The organism is Fervidibacillus halotolerans (genome assembly GCF_026547205.1).
GTDB lineage: Bacteria > Bacillota > Bacilli > Bacillales > Caldibacillaceae > Fervidibacillus > Fervidibacillus halotolerans.
In genome coordinates this window covers 2,895,399-2,917,467 of the sequence record NZ_CP106877.1, presented here as the reverse complement: position 1 = coordinate 2,917,467, position 22,069 = coordinate 2,895,399, and the positions used below count along the sequence as shown (strand labels likewise).

The following is a 22,069-nucleotide window of genomic DNA, read 5'->3' as shown; positions in this document are numbered from 1 at the left end:
CACTTCCCTCTGATAATGTACTTTTGTCTTGTTTAAAGTATAAAGTTTTTTTTATTATTCGGCAATAAGTTTCAAGGGGGGCTAAATATTTTCCCCGTTCATTGGATCTATGGGATTATAGTAAAAATAAAAAAACCGCCAACACTATGGCAGTTTCAATTCCTTTTCTCTTCTTTTTATCGTCTTCATTGGCTACATTATTTTGAAATTGTACCTTGCATTGATTTCGCCAACATCACCATTTCTTCCTTCGTCAAATCATTCGAGGCAATCATGTATTCGACAAATCCATCCGTCCAAATAATCGAACGTTCAGTTAAAGCACCGATGGTAAACCCGAGATCAACGGGATCCCCGTCAATTAAAGTAGGGGTCATACTAGATGTTTCTAAAACATTTACCTTTTCTTGCATTAATGTAAAGGATTTTTCTCCATCGTAGGTCATGACGATTCGTATTCCATTTGCAGTAGAAATTTCCTCTTCATCGACAAGTGTTGTACCCGGGATTTCCGCTGTTGGAATTTTAATCGTAAAGGAATGATCCATCTCTTCATTGACCGTCGTAACTGGCATTTCAATTTCAGTGCTCGTCATATTTCGATTTAAATCAAAGGAACCTTCATCAAAGGATGTGTTAAATTTCGTATCGGAAAACTCGACTGCTAACATCACATTCCGATCCTGATCCATGATTTTCACTTGTACCGGAGCTAAACTTTTTTTATCAAAGGTAATTTCTTGGATCGGCATCATTTTATTATATTGATACCGTGTTTTTGCTTCAAAAACATAGTGCTCCTTCGTTTCAGTCATCTTTGCATCTTTATCTTCAATTACGTCTTTAACAAGAGACTCATAAAGATACGGTTGACTGCTATTGTTCGGCCATTCGCTTTGGAATTTGAAACTTTTCTTTAAAGCTGGGGTAAGTACAAAAACACCCTCTTTATTTTTTAAAATCATTTGACTCTGTTCCCGCTTGGCATTTTTCATATTCACCCGATAGTAGTCCGGTCGGTTATGCCAAATTTCCACCTCGTATTCTTGCGGATCTGTACCCATCGTCAATTTCATTTTCGCCTGCATTTTATACCCTTCTAATGTTTCTGCTTTCTTTTGTAAATCCTTAATGACCTCTTCCTCAGTCTTTGCACCACAACCGGCTAACATAAGAACAACGATTAAAAAAGGAAAAAAATATACCCAATATTTTTTCATTCATCCCACCCCTCGTATGTTTGCATTCAAAAAAAGGCAAATCGACTCGACAACAACAATAAATCATAGAAATCGAGTTGTTACCCTTTAGATTTGCATTACAAATATATGAGACAAACTATCCGATTATGCAAAACATTTTGCCCGAAAGATGAATGAAATCATTGGGTTTATGCTGGCAAACGTTCAATCATTCGTTTTTTCATTCAAGGTGAATCTTCGATAATTACTTGGGCGACAGCATAATGATCGCTATGGGAAATGGAAAGATGCGCCCGGAATTGGTTCGGTTTTGTGAAATAAGGCTTTCCCTTTTCATCATTTACAATTTCGATATCGTGAAAGGAAAGGGCCTTCCCAATCCCTGTTCCGTATGCTTTCGAAAAGGCTTCTTTCGCAGCGAAGCGACCTGCTAAAAATTCAAATTTTCTTTTTTCCGGTAATTGGGCAAATATTTCCTGCTCTTTTTCTGTCAATATTCGTTCCTTTAATTTTTCTTGACGTAAAAAAAGTTCCCGAATTCGCTTGATTTCCACAATGTCCAATCCGATTCCTACAATCATACGAACACCTTCTATTTTATAACTTCATTCATATACATATTGTACAAAGGTTTTTCAAAACAATCCATTCAAGATTTTTTTGTGAGGGTTTTTTATATGCAAAGACAATCCGCTTATCCACAATTGAATACACTTCAAACATCGATCATTTTTTTACTCACCCTTCAAATTATTTTTTATTGTTTATTAACTATACCGTTATTTCCAAATCGTTCAATCTTTGAAAAAATGGTCGGTGTCAACATTCTTCTTACTTCTGGTGAATGGTGGCGATTCATTTCACCGATTTTTGTCCACATCTCATTCCATCATTTTCTTTTCAACAGCTTTTCTCTATATTTATTTGGCTCGATGTTAGGAGAGCGGGTGAAAGATTGGTGCATTTTACTTATTTTTTTTAGTTCGGCCATTTTCGGAAATTTGTTCACTTACATTTTTGCCCCGCCCGCCTATGTCCATTCGGGAGCAAGCGGTGGTGTGTTCGGTTTTCTCGGTGTCTTTGTAAGCCTAATCATTGCAAAACGATTACCGAAGGAACAGGCGAAAACGATTGGAATAATGATTGGATTGGTTATTTTGTTTTCCTTTTTTCAAACCGATGCAAACCCGTATGCCCATATCGGTGGGTTTCTTTGGGGTGTATTTTTCGGATGGATGATCAGTGGAAAACAGATGATAAAAAGTTAATGATGGAAAATATTACTGATTACTTTTTTCCGTAGGATAAGCGTTCATCGACGATCGAATCTGAGTCAAATGGCATACGAGAATGAAAAGTAAAAAAAGGCCCGTTATAACCGAGCCATTTAAAATGAACGCTTCATTTACGTCCACTCGCTTTCATTCATCTTGGACCGACTAAACCATTGGTATATGTCCATCATTTCCTCTTCATCAATATCAACCGTTTCCCCTACTTTTGAACCGATGGAGGACATAATCGAACCTTGAATCGTTCCGAGTTTCTTCCTCCTTTGAAACCAATTTCTTTTGATTCCCAGTGCTTGTATTCGATTTTTGAACATATATACCGTCGTCCCGTTAAAAAACGATGACGAAGAACCAGTTGATCACCCGTTAAATTCCATCCGGCAAAACGATAACTTGCATACCCAATGGCAGAGAAAATCGGAAAAAGTAGGAGTAAAAACCACCCCCAAGGAGGTAAAAAGTAAATCCCAAGGGCTATTGGGATGGTTATGTAATAAAGCGGTCGGACCATATATCGAATTTTTGCCCGCTCCGGTATTGGATGGATTGAAACATCGATTTGATAATCAGGAAGTATTTTTTCGATTACTTCAGATATTTTATTTTTTTTAATAAATGGACAGACAAGAATATTGTCAAAAGTTTCTTCTGTAGAACCGCTACTCGCATTGATTATATACACGGAAGCATAACCGAATAACGAGCGGATTAGATTTTCACGAACTTCGATTCCTTGAACTCGATTTAACGGAACCGTCGTCCGTCGAATTTCTAACAAACCGTAGGATATAATCACATTTTCATCCGTCTTTTCCACGGTAAAATTGCTATATTTTAACATAGAACGAAAGATAGCAACCAGATACGCCATAAAAATGATAAACATCCCAACAATGGATGCTAAGACAATTCCGTGGGCGACAAAATTTAGAAGATCGGAATACAGCTTATCAAAAGGAATCAGCTCATCGAACTGAGATATAAAGGCGACAACTGCGGAGATAACGCCAAGTGCTCCACCACTTGTAAAGGATACGAGAAGTATTTCTTTAAAACTCATCTGATACACGAGCTCTTTTTTTTCTTCAATATTTAGTTGAGAGCGCTCGGTGAATGGTTCTTCATCATCAATCGAATTAGTCATACCTTCTTGCGAAATTCCAGCTTTTACCATTTCGAAGGTTGACTGAATTCGAGCGGCTTCTTCCTTGGAAATCGCCGTTAACATCGCTTCTGCTTCTAATTGCCCTCCCGCTGTTTCAATCGTCATTTTTACTAATCCGAATAACCGCTGCAAAATACCTTCCGATGTGGATATGCTTTGAATCCGTTCAAAAGGGATGTACCGTTTTTTCCGGACAAAAAGCCCGTGTTCGATTCGTAATTCGCCCTCTTCAATCCTATAGGTAAAACGGAGCCAACGCACGAAGCTACTGACAATCGCAGCTATGAAAATAATGATAGGAACGAAAAAAATAAATGAATCCAAATAACCTTCCTTTTCTCCTGAACCAATAATAAAGGTGATGACGATCGGGAAAATGGCCTCTTTTATTTCTTTCAATAAGTTGGTAACTATAGCAATTGGATGCATTCTTCTTTTTTCAGACATCTTCTTCAGCCACCCTTGCTAGTTCGGAAATGATTTGGCGCACGTTTTCCGCCTCTTCCCCCTCTAGAGCGGGGATTTCGTGAGTAGTAGCAGCAGTGGAAATGGAAATCGTCGCTAATCCATATTTTTTCAAAATCGGTCCTTGCTCCATATCCACATGTTGGACACGGACCATTGGAATTAGCGTTTTCGTTACGACGAACAATCCATGTTGCAATTCAATTTCCTGTTCCCGTATTTCATAACGCCAACGTCTCCATTTTAATTTAGGGGAGAAGAAAATGGAATAATACCCACCAAGGATGAATAAAACAACTAAAATCGAAATAATCCATTTCGGCCAATCAAAAATGAAAATCAAGACCGTGGCAACGACCGCGACAAGAAGGAAAATGCCAGATTGAATCATTCCGTGAATTTTCCAGACAGTCAATGCCTTTTCAGATATTCGATTTTTCAGTTCATTAAGCATACGATTTTTTTCTCTCCTCTCTAGGAAAATCCAACTCTATATACGAACGATTGTAGAATTGGTTCCCATTTTTCTAGGAAATTCTCCAATTTTCATCTAAAATAACTTCGTTTCAAAAAAATTTTACATGATTTCCCCGTTTTATGGAACCTATCTTTTTTGATATAGGGATAAACGGGTCATCAGCCAGCGTTCGATTAGGAAATACCAAAATAAATCTCCGCTATTTATTGTCAGCAAAAATAAGCAAACAAAAAACCGTCCTTGCCACAATCGGCTTGGACGATTCATTGATTATGATTTCGCCTTGTTATTCGATCTCCCGGTAAATTTATTCACCCTCCGCCCCCTTCTTTTTTGGGGTTCTTTTTTTCCGCCACTTTTTGTCATTTTATCCCGTTTCACTGGTAGTGGAACTTCATATGAGATTTTAACCGGCGTATTATCCGGTTCCTTTGTTAAAAGTTTTAAAGCTGCAGAAACAATGGATATGCTATCTTGTTCCTGTAACAATTGTTCAGCTGCTTTTCGATAAAGGGTTAAATCATTTTCCTCAATCGTATTGATAATTTTATCAATAATAATCCGTTGCTGGCCCTCAATCGCTTCTGCTAAAGACGGGACTTGCATTCGTTTCATTCGTTTTTTCGTCGTTTCTTCTACGACCCTTAAATATCCCATTTCCCTCGGTACGACGAAGGTAATGGCCATTCCCGTTTTACCAGCCCTTCCTGTTCGACCGATTCGGTGAACATAACTTTCCGGGTCTTGGGGGATGTCGAAATTATACACGTGAGTAACGCCAGAAATATCTAATCCCCTTGCAGCTACATCCGTTGCGACAAGAACATCAATGCTTCCCTCTTTAAATTTTCGTAAAACCGATAATCTTTTCGCTTGGCTCAAATCTCCATGGATGCCTTCCGCTGTATAACCACGAATGGACAGTGCCTCAGACAATTCATCTACCCGTCGTTTCGTACGACCGAACACGATGGCCAAATCCGGTGATTGGTAATCGAGAAGACGAGTTAAAGCATCGAATTTTTCCCTCTCATCTACTTTGACAAAATATTGTTCAATTTGGGGAACGGTCATTTCCCTCGATTTCGTCTTGACCGTTTCAGGATTATGCATAAATTTTATGGCGATTTGTCGAATTTTCTCTGGCATCGTTGCAGAAAATAATAGGGTTTGTCTTTTTTCCGGTATCTTCTCTAAAATCGCCTCTATATCATCAATAAAACCCATATTTAACATTTCATCCGCTTCATCTAAAACAACGGTATGAATATTTGACAACTTAATCGTACCTCGGTTGATATGATCAAGTAATCTTCCAGGTGTTCCGACGATGATGCTCGGCATTTTTTTCAAAGCCCGAATTTGTCTAGAAATATCTTGACCACCAAACACAGCCAATACATGGACATGTTTATCGTAACCGATTTTATGCAATTCCTCGGAAACTTGAATCGCTAATTCCCGTGTAGGAGCGATAACCAAACATTGAATATGTTTTTTTTTCGTATTTACCTTTTCAATGAGCGGAATACCAAAAGCTGCCGTTTTTCCTGTTCCCGTTTGCGCCTGACCGATAATATCTCGACCCGCCAGACCTAGGGGAATCGTTTGTTCTTGAATCGGCGTCGTTTCCTCAAAACCGATTCGTTTTAATGACTTCAATGTACTTGCACTTAAATGTAATTCCTCAAATTTTACCAATTTTTTCAAACTCCTTCTACTAAAAAACTCTCCGAATGAGAGCATCATTAACGCTCATTATTCAATTTATCATACCATTTATTATCTTTCATTGCAATGGATTCAAAAATTCGTCTTTCCTTCAAGAAATTGCATGATTTCCTGGAACAAAAAATGATTATGATCCCCGTAACAAATCAGATGATTAGCCTCATCAATCATTAATAATTTTTTATCCCTCGTACAAATATGTTTATACAAATAATGGGCACTTTTTTCTGGAACAATCGAGTCCCTTCTACCTTGGACTATCAAGGTTGGGACTTGTACTTCTTTTACGGCTGGACGAATTTGTTTCACCAATTTCCGAAATTGCATGTAAGCAGATAATGGAGTCGCTCTAATTTTCCGTTTATAAGCCAAAAGGATCTGCCGCTCTTTACATGACGGTTTCCAGCCATTTACAACGAAAGAGAACAAATTTTTATAAAATAATTTTGGATTAATATAAAATGCAGAGGCACTTAAAAGGACAAGGCGGTCTATTGGATAACGGGCAGTGAGCCAACTACTAATCATTCCACCCATCGAATAGCCGCAAACATATATTTTTTCACAACGGTCCAATAATTGTTTCAATTCTTCCTCTGCAAAATGGAGCCAATGTTCATAGCCGATTCCCTTCAGTTTCAACGGTTCACCGTGTCCAGGTAATGTGGGGGCTTTGACGATCCAGTTTGTATTTTTCTTCAAATATTGGACGAGCGGATCAATTTCCCTGGGAGAACCGGTAAAACCGTGAATACATAAAACGCCGATCATGATTGCCACCCTTTTCATAAACGGACTACTATTTAATATAACCCCTTTAGACGGCCATAATCATCATCGACGATATAATATATTGGTAAGACTGGTAATAATTGGGTTTAAATGCACCTATCCATTGAATTTTAGTCACGCATTCTTTTCTAATAACTCTTCCATTATTTTTTCTAGTCTCATCCCCCTTGATGCTTTAAGAAAAAGTAACGTTCCTTCGTCGAGCATCGATTTTAATCTTTGGAGGAGTTCTTTTTGATCCTTGAAAAAGGAAACGTGCTGTGCACTAAAATTTTTCCTCGCTCCTTCTGCAATATATTTTGCCAGTTTGCCATAAGTAAAGACGAAATGAATACGATTTTGATCGATGCTTTCTCCGACTGACCGATGAAATTCCCTTTCCCTTTCTCCGAGTTCGAACATGTCACCCAAGAGGACGATTTTTTTCTTAAACCCTGATAGCTTCCCAATCGTATCAATTGCCGCTTTCATCGATGTAGGACTGGCGTTGTAGGCATCATTGATGATGGTTGATCCGTTGATACCACGCATCATCTCCATTCTCATCTTAGAAAGTTTTAATTGGGAAAAGCCTCGATTCATTTCTTGAAACGTTATACCCCATTCCTTTGCGATCAGCATTGCGGCCATGGCATTAGAAACGTTATATTCCCCAATAATCGGCAGTTGGAATATTTCGTCTGAAATGTTTACCGAAAACTCTGTCCCATCTTTTCCTGTTTTCACGGACTTCACATACAAATCATTCGCTTTTGATTTTCCAAAGGTTTTCTTTTTCCACTGGGAACCGACCAATTTTTTATGATTTAAAAAGAGCGGTTCATCACCAGGATAAATAAATAACCCACACTGTTTTAAACCGTTTAATATCTCTAATTTTGCCTTTAGAATCCCTTCCCGAGAGCCGAGTTCCTGCAAATGGGCATCCCCGATGTTCGTAATAATGGCAGCATCCGGTTCGGCCATTTTTGAAAGAAAATCAATTTCCCCAAAATGGTTCATTCCCATTTCTAAAACGGCAATTTCCGTTTCCTTTTTCAAATGTAATATGGTAAGCGGTAAACCGATATGATTGTTAAAGTTTCCAATCGTTTTTTGTACTTTATATTTTCGTGATAAAAGAGCGGCGACCATATCCTTTGTCGTCGTCTTCCCGTTACTGCCTGTTACAGCGACCACTTTCAATGAAGAGAGTTCTTTTCTGTATGCCCGTGCCAATTGTTGTAACGTATCCAATGGATCATCAACGAAGATTAATGGGAGGTGTTTAGGCGGATTCGGAACGTTTTTTTGCCAGAGAGAAGCGGAGGCCCCTCGTTTAAAAGCTTCTTCGACAAACTCATGTCCATCCCTTTTTTGTCCCTTGAGGGGTACGAACAAATTTCCCCTTTCGAGCTCTTTCGTATTGATAGACACTCCGTTCACTTCTAAATCTCCAATTTGGGAAATATCGTTTAAAATAGGAATCATTGTTTTTAATTCTTTTATCTTTTTTCGAATCATACATGTACCTCCTTATGTAAAAACATTAAGGGTTGGTTTTTGCCAACCCTCAAGAAGTGATATATTGTTTTTTCCATATTTCGATTGCCATCCGTTTTTACAGCCATCTCGAACTCAATTACCCTTTTAATATGAAGGGGAAAAGATCTCGTTAAAACGTATACCGAATCTTTTCCTTCTCTCTATATTGTTCACAGCCAAATTCAATCAGTTTATCAATCAATTCGGGATAATCGATTCCGGTATGTTTCCAAAGAAGAGGATACATACTAACCGGAGTAAAACCAGGCATCGTATTAATTTCATTAATTAGTACTTCCCCGTTTTTCGTCAAGAAAAAGTCCGCCCGTACTAATCCTGAACAATCCAATACTTTAAATGCTTTCAAAGCGATCTCTTTCACACGCTCGTACGTTTCATTCGGGATATCGGCAGGAATTACTAATGCGGTATTTCCATCTTCGTATTTCGCTTTATAATCATAAAACTCCGCCTTCGGTATAATCTCTCCTGCAACCGAACATTCTGGGGATTCATTTCCTAAAAGACCAATCTCTATCTCCCTTGCTTCTACCCCTTGTTCAATAATAATTTTACGGTCAAATTGGAAAGCTTCCCGAAAAGCTTTTTGTAATTGTTCCCGCGATTGGCATTTACTAATCCCAACACTTGAACCTAAGTTTGCTGGCTTAACAAAACACGGGTAACCTATTTTCTTTTCTACCTCATCATACGCTCCGTCCTCATTTTTCTCCCATTCAAAACGATTAAAAGAAACATACTTCACTTGAGGCAACCCGGCTTGGGCAAACAAGTTTTTCATAATGACCTTATCCATACCTGCAGCAGAAGCAAGAACCCCATTACCAACAAAGGGAATGTTTAATATTTCGAATAGCCCTTGAACCGTACCATCTTCCCCGTTCGTTCCATGTAATAGTGGGAAAAGGATCGGGAGTTGTTCGCCGTTTTCCTTTGCTTGAGCAATGTCTCTCATGATTTCGATAAGTCCATTCACATCCCTATTCAGCTGGCGTTCCAATTCATCCATAGTCTTTGGCGGTTCTTTCAAAACATCCCTTTTCATCCAGTTTCCATCTTTCGTAATATAAACGGGAGTCACTTCATACTTGGTAAAATCTAATGCACAAATAACGGAAAAGGCTGTTCGAATCGATACTTCATGCTCCGCAGATTTTCCGCCGTATAACAAATAAATTCGTTTTTTCACTGTAAATCCTCCAAACAGGGTTTCTTTTTTCGTTTCTCATGTTCTAATGACATTTATTTTATCACGAAATGAGTAAGGTTTGGACGTTTCAATAAAATTATCTTAGCTCATTCCATCATCAATACTTTTTTCCAGATGAAATGAGTACACTGAACCTATCCTTTCTTTCATCAAAACCCAACAGGGGCTTTTTTGTCCGAAAATCAATTTAATCTACGAAAGAAATGGACCACATCTTTGCCTTTTTATCATATAAAAAATACCCTTTTGGTTTCGATTGGGAACGATAACTTTCAAGCATTTCTTCCATATCGTAAAAGTCTCCTACAGTGAAAAAGGGAAGCGCCAACTGATTACGTGATTGGGAAACCGATTGGAAGGAAATGACGAAACCTTCCGTCATTAACGTATTCAATTGCTGCAAAATCACCTTTTCCACTACAGGATATTCTTTCTTTTTTCGAAAGGGGCTGAACAATCCATCCCATTTTACATCTTTCATTTTATATGGAATGAAACGCCCGAGACAATTGTAGAAATCGTTCCAATTCCGAAAATAGATTTTGTTCATCCATCCGTCATTGTTCGTTAAATAGGCAAACCGATTGTTCAATTTTTGATAAAATGGAGGGACTAAATGCCGCTTCATATGCCCTAAATATAAAAGTTCTGCCAATTCTTGACCATCCAGTTCATCTAAATCGAACACATCCTCAAAATCGACCCAACAAAAATCACCTAATGCACTAATCTCTTTTTTTAACAAATTCGGTAACTGTTCACTTGACACATAATCGAGTTGGGTATGAAGATGGTATTCACTTTCATTGAAACGATTGCTTAATAAAAGTATATGCAGAGGAGGAGTATTTAAATTCCAAATAAAATCTTGAAATGAAATACCGTGTGATACAACATAACGCTCATGTCTATTGACGAGCAAATAAATGATGGTTGAATTTGAATCGGATTTGGCCACCGTCATTCCTCCAATTATAATTTCCTTATAAACTACCTTCATCGTTATTTCATTTAAAATCCCCGGCAGCCATTATTACGATTAACATTATAATAGGCCGGTGATAGACGAGCTCAACATATATATTTTATCAAACTTCCCCATCTTTTTTCTTTACATTCCCATTACTCTTTTTTTTCAATCCCTTCATCTTTTCACATATATGACTACATTTTCCTCATCTTGCCCCCTTGTGTTTCTTATGATTCTGTGTGAAAATTGGGCTAGTTAGATTATGCACAATGTGAAATAGGGATTTAAAACGTATATATTTAACCGATCACGTTAGGCAAAAAGGAAATTACGATTATTCACTCCCGCCTTTTTTCAAGGCATACAGTTTTTTTAACATTTAACGTTTATTTTTCAAAAAGGGGGAGATTCAAATGCATCATTTATTATCCGACGAACAATTGTTACTAACGGTTGTGAAGCTATTAAAGGAAAATAAAAAATTAGAATTGGAACATTTACTTGATGAGCTTCAACCGTATGATATTTCCAAGATTTATACAAACTTACCACAAAAATTTAAAACCCGTTTTTTATTCCATTTAAATAATCATACGCTCGCTGATGTTATTCAAGGTATGGAAGATGTCGATTTACAATATGAAATTTTAAACAAATTAACGATCGATAAAAAAGGGGAAGTTTTAAACTTGATGGATAATGACGACCTTGCTTCCCTTTTACACGATTTGCCTGCTGAAAAAGCCCATGCCCTTTTGAAAGAAATGAAGCATGAAGAATCCACGATCGTTCAACACATCATGAAATATCCTGAAGAGACCGCTGGGCGATTGATGACGAACCGTTTTGTATGGATTCGTAATTATTATACCGTTTCAGAGGCTGTGGAGAAGTTAAAAAATTTCGCTGAGTATGCGGAAACGATCAATTATTTGTATGTAGTCGATGAAAATCGGAGACTAGTTGGGGTCGTTTCTTATCGGGACCTTCTTTTAGCCGAGAGTAATCAAAAAATTAAAGACGTTATGTATGAACGGGTGATTTCCGTTTTAGCTTTTACGGATCAGGAAGAAGCAGCAAGAATTCTTGAACGTTACGATTTTTTGGCGCTACCTGTCGTAGATGAAAATAATGTGTTATTAGGAATTGTCACCTTTGACGATATGTTAGACGTCATTATTAAAGAGGCGGATGAAGATATTGAAAAATTGTCTGCATCCGGAAAGTCGATCGATTTCGATACAAAAGCTTCCGTCGCTGCTCGAAGAAGACTTCCATGGCTTGTTCTTCTATTGATTATCGGGATTTTTTCCGGTGGGATAATTAGTTATTTTGAAGATACGTTAAATGTTGTCGTTGCCCTCGCCTTTTTCATGCCGATGATTACAGCTATGACAGGAAATACAGGCACTCAATCATTGGCCCTAGTTGTTCGGGGATTGGCAGGACAAGAACCAGATCGAAAAGCAATAGTGAAATTAATTATCCGGGAGTTTTTCGTAAGCTTGATTATCGGAGTTGTGCTAGGGATTATTATTACACTGATTGCTTTTATTTGGCAAGGAAATATGTACCTAGGACTAGTTGTCGGACTTTCTTTATTTTCAGCAATTATTATTGGAACATTATCCGGCACGGTTATTCCATTAATTTTATACCGTTTCAAAATTGATCCCGCGATTGCATCAGGACCATTGATTACGACCCTTAATGATATCTTTTCTCTACTTATGTATTTTTCCATCGCTACTGCTTTTTTAAATAAATTGTTATGAAAGGCGCCCTCTGTAGTCGCCTTTTTCCTTCCCCGATTCCCTTCAAGAAATCGTTATCAAATTGCATATACATCTAACTAGTAAAATATAGTTTAACTAACTACATGTATTTCGTTTTCCCCGTTGCTTTAGGAAAATAGATGTATGAATCCATTCAATCATTGACTGCAAGTTATAGCGATTTTATAATATTATTTAAATACGCATCTTTTTCTTTATGAAAATTTTACGATGTGTAAGTAAAATTATGGAAACTAATTGTCAAATATTTTTTCATGCCAAGTGACTGAAAATATTGTAAAATGAATGATAGGGAGGTATGGCTACCTAAAACTTTTCCTGTTTAGGCGTAAAAATAGCCTTGCGTAATTAAATTGTTCATTTTAGGAGGTGACTCCCCCACTCGACTGGCGAGATGGGGAAATTGGTTGGACGACATAGTTGACTTATTGTATATTTTGATTTTGATTACGTTAACTGCCTTTTTTGTTATCTCAGAATTTGCCATTGTGAATGTTAGAAAATCAAAAATCGAGCAATTTCTAGAGGAAGGAAGGCGGGGAGCTAAATCTGCCAAAAAGATTGTATCGAATTTGGATGATTTTTTGTCAGCTTGTCAACTGGGCATCACGATTACATCACTTGCGCTCGGTTGGTTAGGAGTCACAACCATCAAAGAATTGCTGCAATCCTTATTTAACGATATATCTCTTTCAGATGGAAGCTTGAACGTTATTTCATTTGTCCTAGCCTTTGCCTTAATCACCTATTTGCATATTGTTTTCGGGGAATTAACTCCGAAAATCATTGCCATTCAAAAGGCTGAACAACTAACACTTCGTTTTTCTTTCCTACTCGTTTGGTTTTACCGGATTATGTCACCAATTCTTTGGTTTTTAAACGGATCGGCAAGAGGATTTTCAAAACTATTCGGTGTTAAACAAATTGAAAAAGGTGAAAGTGCCCATACGGAAGAAGAACTTCGAATGATTTTATCGGAAAGCTTTCAAAGTGGAGAAATTAATTTTTCCGAATTTCGATATGTGAACAATGTTTTCGAATTTGATAATCGTGTTGCGAAGGAAATAATGGTTCCACGAACGGAAATCGTCAGCATTGATATAAACGACTCCTATGAAACCGTTTTAGAAATCGTACGTACTGTAAAATTCACCCGTTATCCAATTACCGATGGGGATAAAGACCATATTATCGGGTTAATTAATATAAAAGAATTGTTAACAGGCCTTATTTCAGGGAAAAAACTTTCAAAGGAAACCATCGAATCGTATATTCGACCAATTATCCGAGTCATTGACACAATTCCCATCCATGAATTGTTAGTAAGGATGCAAAAAGAACGAATCCATATGGCCATCTTAATGGATGAATATGGGGGAACGAGCGGTTTGGTAACCGTTGAAGATATCGTCGAAGAAATCGTTGGTGAAATTCGTGATGAGTTTGATATGGATGAAATTCCCCTTATTCGCCAATTGGAAGAGGATCATTATATTTTTGATGCGAAAGTACTCGTTAGTGAAGTGAACGAGCGATTGCATTTAGATATTGATGACGAAGATGTGGACACAATCGGCGGGTGGATTTTGACAGAAAACTTCGAAATCAAAGAAGGGGATTCACTCACATATAAAAATTATGAATTTAAAATTTTAGAAATGGAAGACCATCATATTAAATTTATTGAAGTGACACCGAAACGTGAAACGGGTCAAACACCGCAACCGATTCCCGTTCCCGCTAAGACGGAAATCATTTAATGGGCGAAAAATCACCTATTAAAGGTTACCATCCTTTTTGGGTGGTTTTTATTTTTCTTTTCCATTTTTGTTTAAATGATTAGAAATGGTATACTTCTTATTGTAACGATCCCCTTTTTCTGTTAGCATTATTTGAAGGTACACATATAATGTAATTTTTTATCTGCTCGAATATTGATGAAGGTGAGCATCATGGAAAACAATAAAACGAAGATGGAACGGTTCGACTGGACTTTGGCGTTTATTTTACTTTTATTTTTTATCATTAGTTGTATAGCCATCTCCAGTGGGCAAACCGATTCCCGATACGATACAAATTTTTTCGCACAACAAATTTTTTGGTACGGAATTGGCGCATTCATTATCGCAGGTGCCTTATTGTTCGACCCTGATCAATATAAAAAGCTATCTTGGTATTTATACGGGTTCGGTCTGTTAATGTTGATTTTTTTATACTTTGCTCCGGAGTCGATTGCAAGACCGCGGAATGGTGCGAAATCATGGTTCAACACTCCTGTTGGCAGTCTTCAGCCATCGGAGTTTATGAAAACCTTTCTGATCCTTGCAGTTAGCCGTTTAATCGTTGACCATCATCAGAAGTATATTCGAAAGACGTTAAAGAGCGATTTATTTCTACTCGTTAAAATCGGGGTAACCTTTCTTGTACCTCTTATTTTCATCGCCCTTCAACCGGATTTAGGAACTGGGCTCGTCTATATTGCAATTATGCTCGGAATGATTCTCGTTTCGGGGATTTCTTGGAAAATCATACTGCCCACCTTTTCGATAGCGGCGATCATTGGGGGCGTCCTGATATTCATCATGCTCTATCTACCCCATTTGCTTCAAGATTTTATCGGTCAGCACGTCGGTAAGCACGCCTTTGAAAGAATATACTCGTGGCTTGACCCATACAGTTATCCTTCCGATGAAGGGTATCATTTAATCAGCTCTCTTCAAGCGATTGGATCCGGTGAAATCTTTGGAAAAGGATATATGGGTAAGGAAGTGTTTATTCCTGAACGGCATACGGATTTTATTTTTACTGTTATTGCGGAAGAATACGGTTTTATCGGAGCAAGTATCGTCATCAGTTTATATTTCCTGTTAATATATCATTTAATTAAAATCGCCTTGGAAACGAAATCACCCTTTAACGCGTACATCATTGCAGGGATTATTAGCATGACCACCTTTCACGTGTTCGAGAATATCGGTATGACCATTCAGTTATTACCAATTACTGGTATTCCGTTGCCCTTTTTAAGCTATGGCGGTAGTTCGTTGATGGGAAATATGTTAGCAATTGGAATTGTATTTAGTATAAAATTTTATCATAAAAAATATATGTTCTCTTCCGAAGAGGATGAATAACTATTTTAAAAATGTGCGCTATCATTTTTGGTGCAGGTGACTAAACCTAGCACCTTTTTTTGATCAAAAAATAGAGACAAGTAACACTCCCCTAGTAAAATGTAATCGTCAAACCCCTTTTAAAGGAGTAATGTTACATGTCTCATCATTATTGAAGTTCCATTGGTGGAGACTCCTGCAGGAAAAGCACGCGCCTCGAGACCCCGCGGAAACGTTGTGACGAGGAGGCCCGAGCCGTGCCACTGAATGCGCCTCCGCCAATGGAATGAACCACTTCAAACCGATTTTGGATGAATGGAAAGCCTGATCCGATTACATTTTACTGAAAAAAGTCACGAAATTATTCACCAACACTTTTTGACAAAGAACTTAAAAATGAGACTTCCTGTTGTTAAGAAGTCCCATTTTTGTATATTTTATGCAGTCTATTGTTATTCGATCAATATACACATTAATTTTTCAAATCGAGCAATTTTTGTTTTAACTGATTTTCCATCGACATCAGTTCCTGTTCAGCTTGATATCGTTTTGCCCTTCCTTCCGCTTGAATTTTTAATGTTTCCTCCAATGTGGAAATTAAATATTCCTGCGTTTTCTTCAGCGTTTCAATATCGACAAGTCCCCGTTCATTTTCCTTCGCCGTTTCAACAGAGTTCGCTTTTAACATCTCTGCATTTTTCAACAACAAATCGTTCGTCGTTTGCGAAACTTGTTTTTGGGCTTCAACGGCTTTTCGTTGACGAATTAGTGTCAAAGCAATGGCAATTTGGTTTTTCCAAAGAGGGATCGCTGTCATGATGGACGATTGAATTTTTTCAATAAGCTGTTGGTTTGTATTTTGAATGAGCCGAATCTGTGGAGCACTTTGAATTGTAATTTGTCTACTTAATTTTAAATCATGGACACGTCTTTCCAATCGTTCCGTAAATTGAACCATATCATTTACTTCTTGGTAAGCCATTTGATCCCCGGATTCCTCCGCCTTTTTTTTCATTTGCGGGATTGTTTTCGTTCGTAACTCCTCAATCTTCAATTCTCCAGCCGCAATATAAATATTGAGTGCACGGAAATAATCCTTATTTTTTTCATAAAGTTGATCCAATAACGTATTATCAGACATCAATGTATTTTTACAATGTTCAAGTTTAACCGTAATTCGGTCAATTTGTGCACCGGTCTTTTGATATTTCGTTAATATTTCATTCACTGAGCGGGAGACTTTACCAAATACCTTTGAAAAAAATCCCCGTTTTTCCGGTTGCAATTCATCTGGATTCACTTGCTCTAATTTACTCATTAATTCGTTTAAAATATGTCCGATATCACCGATGTTTTTATTTTTGACATGATCGAGCATCGAATGGGAGAAATTCGTCAATTTTGATTGGGCCTTCGTTCCAAACAGGGTGATAATCTCATGATTTTTTGGATCAAGCTGTTCAGCAATTTTAAAGGCACGTTCTTTACTCGCTTCTGGCAATGTATCGATCAATTTTTTTGGTCGTTGTTCAATATTCGTATCTTTCACTTCTGCTAATTGGAATTCTTCATCATCAAAAGGATTTTCTAACAAATCATCTATATCAGTAGAAAATCTTTCGTTCGTTTCACTCATTTTTGAAACCTCCCGTCATCTATTTTTTTCTGGTTTATAGACTGTCTCGCAACGTCCAGTTCAAACTGCAGTGAATCTAAATCTCCCTCCAACATATTGTACAAATCCTCTTTTATCACATTTGACAATTGGGTTAACGTTTGTCTCGTTTCCTGTAATGATTGATTTAATTCTTTCGTCTTAACCGGTTGGGATGATAAAAAAGAATATTTCTCTGCTATTTCTACCATTGAATCCAAATGTTTATAATAAAATTCCTCCGCTTTGAAAAAACGAACAGGTTCTTTTTTCGTAACGGAATAAATTTTTTTCACAACTCGAATCGTTTCAATGTTATGTTTTGCGTTAATAAAATCACGAATATTAGAAATATTAAATAACGCCTTTTGCAACCGCTGAATTTTCTGTTTTGCATCCTTTAAATTCCTTTGTACCAATTTATACTCACTTCTCGTCAATCCAGTCATTTTAATAAAACGGTGCCGTATATAATATTTCAATCCGAAAAAAACAGCTGTCCCGCCGATCAGTGAATAAAAAAACGATTCAAAAAAAGATCGGTCAAAAATGAAAAAGCTAAAAATCCATGTTAGAAAGGTAGTAAATCCAGCTGCCACGAATCGTATCAAAAAGGAGAGAAAAGCATTCATTTGTATCACTCCTAGTGTTTGTGAAATGAAATGGAAATGTTTCGTTCAACCATTTCGTTTATTTTTAAAAAGAAATGAAGACGAAAATACATAAAGTGAAACTAGACTCTTTCGTCTATAATTTTACGAATGGTAAAAAAAAAGGTTTCAAAAGACCTTATGCATAACATAAACGTTTTCTCTAAATAAACTGCCTTTATATTAATTGTATAAAAGAAAGGGGACAAATGCCAATAGGATTTCCACTTCTTTTTCTGAAATTCAAACTCCTGTCCCCATATTTAAAAGAACTTCCAATTAATGGAAGTTCTTTTCCTTTAAGATATTTATTCGGGTATTTTTAATTTTAAATCGTTTACAATGGCACCGCTTCGCATCCAATAAGTTTGTTCCATATAGTCCGTTAATTCCAAGTTATGTGTGACCATTATAATCGTTTTCTTTTCCGTTTCATGGATTTCTTTAAAATAATCCATAATCTTCGTTGTCGTTTCTTGATCTAGGTTACCTGTCGGTTCGTCGGCTAGAATGATTTCTGGATCATTCATCAACGCTCGAGCGATCGCTAATCGTTGTTGTTCCCCTCCAGAAAGTTTCGCAGGCGGATGATTGCGACGGTGAGACAAACCGACGCGATCGATAAAATATTCAGCCCGTTCGATGAGGGTTTTGTCTTTTTTAAAAGTCATAACGGGTAATAATACATTTTCCATTACTGTTAGCGCAGGAAGAAGCTGATATTGTTGAAAAACAAAACTTATTTTTTCATGACGTAATGTTGTTTTTTCCTTAACAGAAAGTTGTGACGTATCTTTTCCGTCGATCCATAATTTCCCTTCCGTCGGTTGTTCTAACATCCCCATAATTTGTAATAATGTTGTTTTACCAGATCCCGACGGGCCAAGGATTCCAACGAATTGTCCCTTTCTGACGTTCAAATTAATTTGATTTAAAGCGATAATTTGTTCACTAGTTGTTCGATATAGTTTCGTTACATTTTCTAATCGTAAAATAATCATCACTCCTTCAAGTTAAATGAAATTCCCGTAATGATATGTTTCTTGAACGAATCGTTAACGTGATGAGACTCATAATAACCGTGATGATTAAAATGGATAAATTAACGATACTTACAAGCGTCACATTCCAAGTAACGTTTGCCACACTCAATTTTAATAAAATGTAGCTAAATAACGTTCCAATTATGATTCCTCCAATGACAATGAGAACTTCTTCAAAGAGATACCATATCGTCCATTTTTTTCTTTCCCATCCCCAAGCTTGATAAATTTGAATGTCTTTTTGACGACTTTCCATTTGATTGAGTAGGATTGCAAAATAACTGAATAATGCAAGGACGATTCCAGCTGTGAATAAGATCCATTGAAACGGAGATAAACTCGTATCAATTCTTTCACCTAGAAAAGTTAAAATAAGAATGGATGATGAATGTTCCATCGTTGTTATAAAGAATGTAACGTATAGTAATGTACAAATCACGATGAGCATTTTTGTCGTCGTTCTTGTTGGATGACGCATCATTTGACGAATGGAAATCGATAAAAGGGTTTTTGCTGGCCTTTGAGACAAAAATAAGTGTTTCGAACGGCCGATTTCCATTCGAGAGGAATGGGTATTCAATGATCGAATAATTGGCAAAATATAAAGGAAAGTGATGACAGCAATCGAACCGACAATCCAAATACTTACGATGAACCAAACTGAATTCATATCGATCGTTCCAAGTGAAACGATTATAATAAAACTTATACATAACAAAATTAAAAGTGCTAAAGATTCGAAGACAATTAGTAGCACGATCTTCTTCTTCGTCCAACCAAAAATGTGCTGAATTTGCATATCACGTTTTCGATTGTTCGTGTAATTTTTATAAACTAAAGATAGACCAATGAATCCCATTAAGATAATAAAGGAGGATAAAATGATATTCGTCGTGTTCACTCGTTCTTCAATGACAAAAGACATACCTTCTTGACTCCAACCTTCTAACAAATAACCGTATCCAGGAATCGATTCGAAATCATTTAATAAAACATGTACTTTTCGATCAGCCGCTCCTAACATAATATCGACTTGTAAACCTGTTTTTTCTCGAATCTCTTCAGCTACTTTCTCAACTTTTGCCATACTTTCAGGGCTCCGCTTGCCTGCACCTTCGACGATGACTCGAACAATTGAAATCGGTTCTTCACCTAATATGTATTCAGCCGCTTGAAGTGTGGTAATCGCATCAATGCCACCTGTATAATAATTATTTTTGTAAGGTGAGTTTTGATAAATAAATGGTTCGTCATACGGTTGTTGTTCGACATCATGGGTAATATATACATTTTCAGGTTTATAAAAGTCAGGCATCAATGGTGATTCACTCGTTGTAAATTGATACGTTAATAATTTGGCATCAAATTGTCCGATAACTTCCAAGCCAAATGTTTTATTCAATGAGGCACTTCTTGCATTACGGTAATTGATTTGTTCTCCTCGCGTCCCTTGAGGCAATGCTTCCACAACAGGAATGTTATCGGATAGGGTAGTGGATACAGATTTAAATTGGAGGGGACTATATTCAATCATTCCCCATTCATCTTGGTATGAAAAGCGTGATTCGGATTCGATTAATTGTCCATCTTCATAACGGATATGACCAAATTCATATAAATAATCTGCACCGTATGGATTAAAGGTAAGTTCAACCTTTTTTTCTTTTGGTAACGTTCGGAGATATTCAGCGCCTCCAAGATCCATAATCTGTTCATAATCTGCATTTTCAGGCACATCAATTTTATAAACGGTCGTGTGAAAAATGACATCATACGGTTGATTGAGTAAAATGAGTGGAATAACTGGAACGCCATTTTTTGTTTCTAAATTTTCATCTAAGGAAAAATATTCCCCTTGAACGATGGCTTTATCCATATTGAGTAATTGTGCTTCTTGTTCGGGATCAATCGCAGCAAAGGACCACGCACTACCATCGGTTCGTAGTACCGGATTAATTCCCACTGAAGTAGGAATCCATCCCCCTTCTTCGACAATTTGGGGAAGTATGTCTACGATGTTATTCATTGTTTTCTCATCGATATATTGATAAATGAATCCATCTTTATTATGTTCATAGGTAATATCGCGATAACGAATTCCATCGAACACTTGAACCGATGTTTGTCGCATATAAAAGCCATACTCATCTATGTTAAAATCTAGGGATAACCCTTCATTTTCAATATATCCGATAAATGATAACGGTGCGGCTACTTGAACCCCTTCTATTGATTGAATCTGTTCATATTGTTCGATCGATATGCCTCCTCCATAATGGGACATATCGCTCCGTCGAACGAAATGATTATCAAGTACTTTAGACGCTTCGAGTCCATGCTGAATCGGCTCGACGTATTGCGCATCATCGAGTGTGGCAGGAGAAACTAATAAATCATACCCTGTTCGCCATTCGTCCGTTAAATCAGTCGTCGATTTGATTCGCATCTTTTCGATTGTTTGAAAACTATATACCAGTGTTAATCCAACAAGGATTAAGATTAGGAGAATGGATAGCGTCGATCTCCAATAATATAAAAAATTTTTAAATATTAAACGATACATCGTACCACCTCAATGAACGGAAACGGGGAGCAAAATATTACTCCCAAAATTACTAACAACTAATTAATAATTAATTGTTCCTTGAATTGTACGGTATTCAAATCCTTTACTAGGGCAGTATCGAATTTGGTAGTAGGTTATAACGGTCATGTTCCCTTGAATACATTTTCTCTCAACACGATCAGTTTCCCAATTCGCACAACTTTGTTGAATTTTCGTTTCTGCATTGACGACTTGAGATTGTTGTCCGGTATAACTACTGAAGTTTCCGATGATTACAAAAGTTAGAATCGTGCATATTATTGAAGCTCCGATCTCTTTATCTCTAATCTGCCTCTTTCATTAAATTTAAGATTATTTCTGTTAAGAAACGAATAAGATGTAACTTTATAGTAACATT

The 22,069-nt window shown here is 37.1% G+C and carries 18 protein-coding genes; 4 read left to right on the top strand and 14 right to left on the bottom strand.

The window, feature by feature from the left end:
- Positions 1–197 precede the first annotated feature (197 nt).
- Together OE105_RS13740 and acpS are read right to left on the bottom strand one after the other, a co-directional pair.
- On the bottom strand, positions 198–1,220 hold the full coding sequence (locus OE105_RS13740; RefSeq protein ID WP_275420696.1) for a LolA family protein: 1,023 nt from the start codon (positions 1,218–1,220) through the stop codon (positions 198–200).
- Between the two features lie 206 nt (positions 1,221–1,426).
- Positions 1,427–1,783, bottom strand: a complete 357-nt coding sequence (gene acpS, locus OE105_RS13735; RefSeq protein WP_275420695.1) for a holo-ACP synthase — start codon at positions 1,781–1,783, stop codon at positions 1,427–1,429.
- 96 nt (positions 1,784–1,879) lie between these two features.
- On the opposite strand from acpS, the gene OE105_RS13730 reads away from it, so the two are divergent.
- Positions 1,880–2,470: a rhomboid family intramembrane serine protease gene (locus OE105_RS13730; protein WP_275420694.1), complete on the top strand. Its 591-nt coding sequence runs from the start codon at positions 1,880–1,882 to the stop codon at positions 2,468–2,470.
- 137 nt (positions 2,471–2,607) lie between these two features.
- On the opposite strand, the gene OE105_RS13980 is transcribed toward OE105_RS13730, so the two are convergent.
- The 8 genes from OE105_RS13980 to OE105_RS13695 form a co-directional block, all read right to left on the bottom strand.
- Positions 2,608–2,778, bottom strand: a complete 171-nt coding sequence (locus OE105_RS13980) for a hypothetical protein (protein ID WP_420842608.1) — start codon at positions 2,776–2,778, stop codon at positions 2,608–2,610.
- A complete protein-coding gene (locus tag OE105_RS13725) occupies positions 2,697–4,106 on the bottom strand; it encodes a PH domain-containing protein (RefSeq protein WP_275420693.1) in 1,410 nt (469 codons plus the stop codon). The genes OE105_RS13980 and OE105_RS13725 overlap by 82 nt, the downstream gene beginning before the upstream one ends.
- Complete coding sequence (locus OE105_RS13720; protein WP_275420692.1) at positions 4,099–4,578, bottom strand: PH domain-containing protein; 480 nt, start codon at positions 4,576–4,578, stop codon at positions 4,099–4,101. Before OE105_RS13720 ends, OE105_RS13725 begins: the two co-directional genes overlap by 8 nt.
- 294 nt (positions 4,579–4,872) lie before the next feature.
- A complete protein-coding gene (cshA, locus tag OE105_RS13715; RefSeq protein WP_275420691.1) occupies positions 4,873–6,303 on the bottom strand; it encodes a degradosome RNA helicase CshA in 1,431 nt (476 codons plus the stop codon).
- Positions 6,304–6,405: 102 nt separating this feature from the next.
- Positions 6,406–7,104, bottom strand: a complete 699-nt coding sequence (locus tag OE105_RS13710; RefSeq protein WP_275420690.1) for an alpha/beta hydrolase — start codon at positions 7,102–7,104, stop codon at positions 6,406–6,408.
- Between the two features lie 135 nt (positions 7,105–7,239).
- Positions 7,240–8,628: a UDP-N-acetylmuramoyl-tripeptide--D-alanyl-D-alanine ligase gene (locus OE105_RS13705; protein ID WP_275420689.1), complete on the bottom strand. Its 1,389-nt coding sequence runs from the start codon at positions 8,626–8,628 to the stop codon at positions 7,240–7,242.
- 151 nt (positions 8,629–8,779) lie between these two features.
- Complete coding sequence (locus OE105_RS13700) at positions 8,780–9,859, bottom strand: D-alanine--D-alanine ligase (protein WP_275420688.1); 1,080 nt, start codon at positions 9,857–9,859, stop codon at positions 8,780–8,782.
- A gap of 208 nt (positions 9,860–10,067) precedes the next feature.
- Positions 10,068–10,838, bottom strand: coding sequence for a hypothetical protein (locus tag OE105_RS13695; RefSeq protein WP_275420687.1), 771 nt, complete (start codon positions 10,836–10,838; stop codon positions 10,068–10,070).
- A gap of 425 nt (positions 10,839–11,263) precedes the next feature.
- Here OE105_RS13695 and mgtE point away from each other — a divergent pair, with 425 nt between their 5' ends.
- The 3 genes from mgtE to OE105_RS13680 all read left to right on the top strand — a co-directional run bounded on the left by mgtE (position 11,264) and on the right by OE105_RS13680 (position 15,780).
- Positions 11,264–12,625 carry a magnesium transporter gene (gene mgtE / locus OE105_RS13690; RefSeq protein ID WP_275420686.1) on the top strand — a complete coding sequence of 454 codons (1,362 nt, stop codon included), beginning with the start codon at positions 11,264–11,266 and terminating at the stop codon, positions 12,623–12,625.
- A gap of 428 nt (positions 12,626–13,053) precedes the next feature.
- Positions 13,054–14,406, top strand: a complete 1,353-nt coding sequence (locus OE105_RS13685; protein WP_275420685.1) for a hemolysin family protein — start codon at positions 13,054–13,056, stop codon at positions 14,404–14,406.
- Positions 14,407–14,598: 192 nt separating this feature from the next.
- Positions 14,599–15,780: an FtsW/RodA/SpoVE family cell cycle protein gene (locus OE105_RS13680; RefSeq protein ID WP_275420684.1), complete on the top strand. Its 1,182-nt coding sequence runs from the start codon at positions 14,599–14,601 to the stop codon at positions 15,778–15,780.
- A 451-nt stretch (positions 15,781–16,231) separates the two neighbouring features.
- On the opposite strand, the gene OE105_RS13675 is transcribed toward OE105_RS13680, so the two are convergent.
- From OE105_RS13675 to OE105_RS13660, 4 genes are all read right to left on the bottom strand, one after another.
- Positions 16,232–17,395 carry a toxic anion resistance protein gene (locus OE105_RS13675; RefSeq protein ID WP_275420683.1) on the bottom strand — a complete coding sequence of 388 codons (1,164 nt, stop codon included), beginning with the start codon at positions 17,393–17,395 and terminating at the stop codon, positions 16,232–16,234.
- Positions 17,392–18,045, bottom strand: coding sequence for a 5-bromo-4-chloroindolyl phosphate hydrolysis family protein (locus tag OE105_RS13670; RefSeq protein ID WP_275420682.1), 654 nt, complete (start codon positions 18,043–18,045; stop codon positions 17,392–17,394). Before OE105_RS13670 ends, OE105_RS13675 begins: the two co-directional genes overlap by 4 nt.
- A 326-nt stretch (positions 18,046–18,371) precedes the next feature.
- Positions 18,372–19,064: an ABC transporter ATP-binding protein gene (locus OE105_RS13665; RefSeq protein WP_275420681.1), complete on the bottom strand. Its 693-nt coding sequence runs from the start codon at positions 19,062–19,064 to the stop codon at positions 18,372–18,374.
- 7 nt (positions 19,065–19,071) lie between these two features.
- A complete protein-coding gene (locus tag OE105_RS13660) occupies positions 19,072–21,669 on the bottom strand; it encodes an FtsX-like permease family protein (protein WP_275420680.1) in 2,598 nt (865 codons plus the stop codon).
- Positions 21,670–22,069: the final 400 nt, after the last annotated feature.

Bases quoted from the DNA above. Each gene is read 5' to 3' on its own strand.
- OE105_RS13665 (WP_275420681.1), bottom strand. From the start codon at position 19,064: ATGATTATTTTACGATTAGAAAATGTAACGAAACTATATCGAACAACT.
- OE105_RS13660 (WP_275420680.1), bottom strand. From the start codon at position 21,669: ATGTATCGTTTAATATTTAAAAATTTTTTATATTATTGGAGATCGACG.
- OE105_RS13725 (WP_275420693.1), bottom strand. From the start codon at position 4,106: ATGTCTGAAAAAAGAAGAATGCATCCAATTGCTATAGTTACCAACTTA.
- OE105_RS13720 (WP_275420692.1), bottom strand. From the start codon at position 4,578: ATGCTTAATGAACTGAAAAATCGAATATCTGAAAAGGCATTGACTGTC.
- OE105_RS13670 (WP_275420682.1), bottom strand. From the start codon at position 18,045: ATGAATGCTTTTCTCTCCTTTTTGATACGATTCGTGGCAGCTGGATTT.
- OE105_RS13740 (WP_275420696.1), bottom strand. From the start codon at position 1,220: ATGAAAAAATATTGGGTATATTTTTTTCCTTTTTTAATCGTTGTTCTT.
- acpS (WP_275420695.1), bottom strand. From the start codon at position 1,783: ATGATTGTAGGAATCGGATTGGACATTGTGGAAATCAAGCGAATTCGG.
- mgtE (WP_275420686.1), top strand. From the start codon at position 11,264: ATGCATCATTTATTATCCGACGAACAATTGTTACTAACGGTTGTGAAG.
- OE105_RS13705 (WP_275420689.1), bottom strand. From the start codon at position 8,628: ATGATTCGAAAAAAGATAAAAGAATTAAAAACAATGATTCCTATTTTA.
- OE105_RS13680 (WP_275420684.1), top strand. From the start codon at position 14,599: ATGGAAAACAATAAAACGAAGATGGAACGGTTCGACTGGACTTTGGCG.
- OE105_RS13730 (WP_275420694.1), top strand. From the start codon at position 1,880: ATGCAAAGACAATCCGCTTATCCACAATTGAATACACTTCAAACATCG.
- OE105_RS13710 (WP_275420690.1), bottom strand. From the start codon at position 7,104: ATGATCGGCGTTTTATGTATTCACGGTTTTACCGGTTCTCCCAGGGAA.
- OE105_RS13675 (WP_275420683.1), bottom strand. From the start codon at position 17,395: ATGAGTGAAACGAACGAAAGATTTTCTACTGATATAGATGATTTGTTA.